3 protein-coding genes are annotated in these 6,000 nt (G+C 76.4%); all 3 read right to left on the bottom strand.

What is annotated here, in order from left to right:
* Window positions 1-138: 138 nt before the first annotated feature.
* Window positions 139-1,860 carry a cytochrome bc1 complex cytochrome b subunit gene (gene qcrB, locus ACZ6KF_RS32000; protein ID WP_356636658.1) on the bottom strand — a complete coding sequence of 574 codons (1,722 nt, stop codon included), beginning with the start codon at window positions 1,858-1,860 and terminating at the stop codon, window positions 139-141.
* A 412-nt stretch (window positions 1,861-2,272) separates the two neighbouring features.
* Window positions 2,273-3,787, bottom strand: a complete 1,515-nt coding sequence (locus tag ACZ6KF_RS31995; RefSeq protein WP_469241611.1) for an FAD-dependent oxidoreductase — start codon at window positions 3,785-3,787, stop codon at window positions 2,273-2,275.
* Between the two features lie 153 nt (window positions 3,788-3,940).
* Window positions 3,941-5,356 carry a nitrosuccinate lyase gene (locus ACZ6KF_RS31990; protein ID WP_356636676.1) on the bottom strand — a complete coding sequence of 472 codons (1,416 nt, stop codon included), beginning with the start codon at window positions 5,354-5,356 and terminating at the stop codon, window positions 3,941-3,943.
* Window positions 5,357-6,000: the final 644 nt, after the last annotated feature.

The raw sequence follows: 6,000 nt of genomic DNA, 5'->3' as shown, positions 1-6,000 counted from the left end.
CCCCCCCCCCCCCCCCCCCCCCCCCCCCCCCCCCCCCCCCCCCCCCCCCCCCCCCCCCCCCCCCCCCCCCCCCCCCCCCCCCCCCCCGCCGCCGTATGCGGCTCAGGAGCCGGTTCCGCGGTGCCGTGCGGCGCCGGGTCAGTGGCCTTCCCGGTCCGCCCGTTCGGCTCCGGCCAGGCTCTTGGCGCCTGTCCCGGGGTGGCCGTTGGGGGAACCGTGGCCGTTCGCGGAGTGCTGGAAGTGCTCCAGTGCCTGGCGCATCTCCTGCACGGTGGGCTTGGCGATCTGCTCGCCGTACAGCCAGCGGCTGAGCCGGTAGCGCAGGATCTCCTTGCGGGCCTTGGGGTTGGGCACGCCGTCGCCGTCCGCCGTGGCGGGCGCCGGCAGCGGCTTGTAGTCCTCCTTGGACAGCAGCGCGTACTCCTGCCCGCGCTCGAGGCGTTCGTGGACCTCGACGAACTCGCCGTGCGGGAGCCGCTTGATGCGGCCGGTCTCGCGGCCGTGCAGGAGCTTGTCGCGGTCGCGGCGCTGCAGGCCCAGCGCGATCCGCTTGGCGATGACGTAGGTCGCCACCGGGACGACGAACACGCCGATGCGCACGGCCCAGGTGATGGAGTTCAGCGACAGGTCGAAGCGTTCGGCCAGGACGTCGTTGGCGCCGCCGAAGAACAGCACCATGTACAGGGCGATGAACGCGGAGCCGAACGCGGTGCGCGTGGGGTGGTCGCGCGGGCGGTCCAGCAGGTGGTGCTCGCGGCGGTCGCCGGTGACCCAGGCCTCCAGGAACGGCCAGCCGGCCAGGACCACGATCATCACGGTGGGCAGGATGACCGCCGGGATGATCACGCCCATGTTGACGGTGTAGCCGCCCCACATGACGAACTCCCAGGCGGGGAAGGCGCGCAGGGCGCCTTCGAGGAAGCCCATGTACCAGTCGGGCTGGGAGCCCTGGGAGATCTGGTCGGCGCGGTAGGGGCCGTAGGTCCACACCGGGTTGATCTGGGCGATGCCCGCCATCAGCGCGAGGGTGCCGGTGACCAGGAAGAAGAAGCCGCCGGCCTTGGCCGTGTAGTGCGGGTGCAGGGGCTGGCCGATGACGTTGTTCTCGGTGCGCGCGGCGCCCCGGAACTGGGTGTGCTTGTGGTAGAAGACCAGGATCAGGTGGACGGAGAGCAGGATGAACACCAGCGCCGGGATCAGCAGGATGTGCAGGCTGTAGATCCGGGGGATGACCTCGTGGCTGGGGAACTCGCCGCCGAACATCAGCATGTGGGCGTAGGTGCCCACCAGCGGGATGGCCAGGGTGATGCCGGAGGCGATGCGCAGGCCGGTGCCGGAGAGCAGGTCGTCGGGGAGCGAGTACCCCAGGAAGCCCTCGAGGGTGACCAGGATCAGCATGGTGAAGCCGATCAGCCAGTTCGCCTCGCGCGGCTTGCGGAACGAGCCGGTGAAGAAGTGGCGCATGGTGTGCAGGCACAGCGCGCCGATCATGATCAGGGCGGACCAGTGGTGCAGCTGGCGGATGAACAGGCCGCCGCGGATCTCGAAGCTGATGTCCACGGTCGAGGCGTAGGCCTGGGACATCCGCACGCCCTGCAGCGGCTCGTAGGAACCGTGGTAGACGGTCTCGGCCATGCTGGGGTCGAAGAAGAAGGTCAGCCAGGTGCCGGTGAGCAGCAGCATCACGAAGCTGTAGAGCGCTATCTCGCCGAACATGAAGGACCAGTGCTCGGGGAACACCTTGCGGACCAGGAACCGGAAGTGGTACAGGCCGAGCCGCCCGTCCGCCCAGTCGGCGATGCGCTCACCCTTGGGCACGTCGGTGCGTGTGCCCTGCGGCGCCGTTTCGGTCGTGCTCATACCCGCGCGCTCTCCCCTCGCCGCTCGGCCGTGTCAGGCACACCCGGGCCGGCCGGACGCCGGTCGGCGGTGGGGGCGGCCTGCCGCGGCGCAAGCGGGCCCGTGCCCTGGAGCAGCTGGAACGCTATCGATGCGGAATGCACTGGGACAACCGTCCTTGAGCCGGAGCCCTGCCGCAACTGTAGCCGTTCTCGAGTGAGTTGCGAGTTCCGGGGTTGCATTTCGGCCTCCCTCGCGTGTAAGGGGGCTGGTTTTCCAGCCGTGTTGCCCGGGCGGGGCGCGCGTGTGGTGATCAAGTCCGCTTCGGGGGCGGCCAGTTGATCCATTCTGGTCATGAGTGAAGGGTAGGACCGCGGCCGGTGCGGTGTGCGACCGGGTGGGCTCTCCGGGGCCGGTCGGGGTCGGGTGGGGGTCAGGGGCGGGGGCGGGGGCGGTCGCCGGCCGGGGCGGCGGCGGGCCAGCCGGCCGAGGAGCCGGTGGCGGGGCCGAAGCGGGCGGAGCCGGTGGAGACGCCGGCGGCGGGCCGGGCGCCGCCCGGTGCGGGGGCGGGCCTGCGGCGGGCGCCGGGGCCGTGGGTGGTGCTGGGCGGTTGGGCGCCGGCCGTGCGGCCGGGGCGCAGGCCGGCCAGCAGGGTGCGCGGGTGCAGCGCGGCGGGGGCCCGGTCGGGGGTGTGCAGCCGGGTGAGCAGGAGGGCGGCGGTGTGCGGGTCGCGGGTGGCGGCGGTGTCCAGGCGGGCGGCCCAGCGGCGGGCGGCGCGCTCGCGCGGGCCCGGGGCGGGTGCGGTGCGGGCGGCGGCCCGCCAGGCGGGGGCCAGGCGGTGGGCCAGGGCGCGGCGCAGGCGGTAGGACAGGCCGACGGCGGTGCCGTGGACGGCGAGGAGCTGGTCCAGGACGAGGGCGCAGTCGATGGCGGTGGTCATGCCCTGGCCGTGGGCGCTGTCCAGGCTGAGGCAGGCGTCGCCGACGACGAGGAACTGGTCGGGCCAGCGGCGCAGTTTCTCGTAGTGGCGCCGGCGGCTCGGGGTGTGGCGGCCGGTGCGGACGGGGCCGAGGGGGGTGGCGTGGGCGAGCAGGTCGTGCAGCAGGGGGTGGCGCAGGGCGCCGGCCGCGTGCAGGAATGCGGCGTGGTCGGTGGGCGGCGGGCCGTCACCGGTGCTCACGGTCACCGACCAGCGGCCGCCCTCGACGGGGTGCAGGACGCCCCGGCCCGGGTGGTCGGGCGAGGCGGTGATTAACAGGCTGGTGAAGTCGGCGACATGGCCGATGGGGGGTGCGAAGACGGCGGTGGCGTAGGCGCCGCCGGGGGCGCGGACGGTGGTCTCGCGGGGGCGGTCGTAGCCGAGGTCGGCGAGCCACTGCGGGGCGCGGGAGGCGCTGCCGGTGGCGTCGACGACGAATTCGGCGGATATCAGCCGTCGCGGGCCCCATCCGCCGGGGGCGTTGCGGTCGCGGCGGCGGACCCACACGCCGGTGACGGTGTCGTCGCGGCCGCCCTGGAGGGCGACGGCTTCGTGGCTGTGCAGGAAGTCGACGCGCGGGTCGGCGCGCAGCCGGTCGCGGACGGCGGAGTCGATCAGGTCGCGGCCGGCGCTGAGCACGGCGGGGCCCGCGGTGGTGCGGGGCAGCCAGCCGGCGGGGCCCAGCACGAGCATGTCGGCGGGGCGGACGCGGACGGCTCCGGCGTCGGTCAGGTCGCGGCCGATGCCGGGGAAGAGCTGTTCGAGGCCCTGTTCGGCGGCGGCGGTCAGGATGTGGGTGTGGCGGGCCTGGGGTATGCCGCGGCGGCGGACGACGGCGCCGCGGGGCACCCAGTCGCGTTCGACGACGGTGACCTTGTCCATGAAGTTGGCCAGGGCCCGCGCCGCGGTGAGCCCGGCGATGCCGGAGCCGACGACCACGGCGTGGCCGTGCCCGTCGTGTGCGTCCACTGTACTGTCCAGCCTCAACTCGCCTGCCCCCCGGGTGGGTTGTGGTTTCATCATGCGGTGCGCGGGCGGGGGTGCAACAGGTTCCGGCCGCCGGGGGGCGGGGTCTTGAGCGGTCGTTGAGGCGGTTGCGAGGGGAACTCGAGCGGCCGGGGGTCACGGCGCCTGTCCCCCGCCCGGGACGGGCCGGGGCCGCTGCGGGGCGAGCGCACGGTCGACCAGGGGGCCGGCGGCGCCGGTGGAGGCGGCCGGGTCGAGCAGGGCGGCCGCCCCGGCACGGTCGAGGACGCCGGCGAGGCGGGGGTCGTCGGTCAGGACGTCGGCGAGGGGGCGGCCGGTGGCGGCGGCGCGGCGGGAGGCGTCGGTGAGCAGGTCGCGGGCGGCGGCCCGGCCCAGGCGGGGGGCGAGGTGGGCGGTGAGCTGCTCGGAGAGCAGCCGGCCGCCGGTGGCGTCGAGGTTGGCGCGCATGCGGCGGGGGTGGACGGTCAGGCCGCGGGCGAGTTCGGCGGCGGTGTGCGCGGCGCCGCCGGTCAGGCGCAGGCATTCGCGCAGCGGCTGCCATTCGGCGTGCCAGACGCCGGCGGAGCGTTCGTCCTCGGTGGCCAGGCACTGCGTCAGCACGGCGGCCTGTGCGGGTACCTGGAGGGCGGCGGAGCGGACGAGGGTGGCCAGGACCGGGTTCTGTTTGTGCGGCATCGCCGAGGAGGCGCCGCGTCCGGCGGGGTGGGGCTCGCTCACCTCGCCGATCTCGGTGCGGGCCAGGACCAGCACGTCGGCGGCGATCTTGCCGAGGGCGCCGGCGGTGTGGGCGAGGGCGGCGGCCAGGTCGGCGACGGGGGTGCGCAGGGCGTGCCAGGGCAGGGCGGGCACGGCAAGGCCGGTCTCGGCGGCGAAGGCGGCGGCGAGGTCGTCGACGAGGGCGGCGGGGTGGGTGCCGCGGGGGGCGTAGTGCAGGTAGCCGGCCAGGGTGCCGGCGGCGCCGCCGAGGGAGACCGGCAGTGCGCCGTGCGTCAGGCGCTCCAGGCGTTCGGCCGCCTCCAGGACCAGATGGCGCCATCCGGCGGCCTTGAGGCCGAAGGTGGTGGGCACGGCGTGCAGGGCGAGGGTGCGGCCGGCCATGACGGTATCGCGGTGGGCCGCGGCCAGGGCGGCCAGGGCGTCCGCGGCGGCGTGCAGGTCGGCGGTGATCAGGCGCAGGGCGCGGTCGGCGACCAGCATGGCGCCGGTGTCCAGGACGTCCTGGCTGGTGGAGCCGCGGTGCACGTACTCGGCGGCCTGCGGGCAGTCGCGGGCCACCTGCGCGGTCAGCGCCCGGACCAGGCCCACGACCGGGTTGGCGGTCTCCCGTGCGGCCAGGGCGAGTTCGCGGACGTCGTACAGGTCGGCGCGGGCCGCCTCGGTGATGGCCGCCGCGGCCTGTTCGGGGACGGTGCCGCAGCGGGCCTGGGCGCGGGCCAGGGCCGCCTCGGCGTCCAGCATCGCCTGCAGCCAGGCCCGGTCCCCGACGGCCGCCTCGACGGGGGTGCCCGCACGGACCGGGGAGAGCAGGCCGGCGTCGAGGTGGGGCGGCAGGGGGGCGGGGGCTGAGGGGGCGGCGGGAGGGGGCGGAGATGCGGCCGGGGCCGGGGCCGGGGTTGTGGCCGGGCCTGCGGGGGGCGGGGCTTCGGCGGGGAGCGCCTCGGGGGCCGGGGTCCCGGAGGCGGAAGTCCCGGTCGGCGAGGCCCCGTGAGCCGGGATCCCGGACACGGAAGTCGTGGGAGACGGCGCTGCGGTGGCCGGTGGGGTCCCGGGTGGTGCGGCCCCGGAGGCCGAAGTCCCGGGCGGTGCGGCCCCGGGGGCAGAAGGCCCCGGCCGCGAGGCCCCGGGAGCCGGGATCCCGGACGCGGAAGTCGTGGGAGACGGCGCTGCGGTGGCCGGTGGGGTCCCGGGTGGTGCGGCCCCGGTGGCCGAAGTCCCGGGCGGTGCGGCCCCGGGGGCAGAAGGCCCCGGCCGCGAGGCTCCGGGAGCCGGGGCCCCGGAGGCCGAAGTCCCGGAAGGCAGCGCCACAGGGGCCAGCGCCCCGGCGGACGGCGCTTCGGGGGCCGGGTCCTGGGCGGGCGGCGCTTCGGAGGCCGGGTCCTGGGCGGACGGCGCTTCGGAGGCCGGCGCCGGGGCCGGGGCGGCGGAGGGGCCGGGGGTCGGCGCCCCGCGGGGCGGGGCGCCGGGGGGCCGGTGCG

The sequence above is a fragment of the Streptomyces sp. NPDC046379 genome, assembly GCF_055587785.1.
This window is presented reverse-complemented; position numbering and strand designations above follow the sequence as displayed.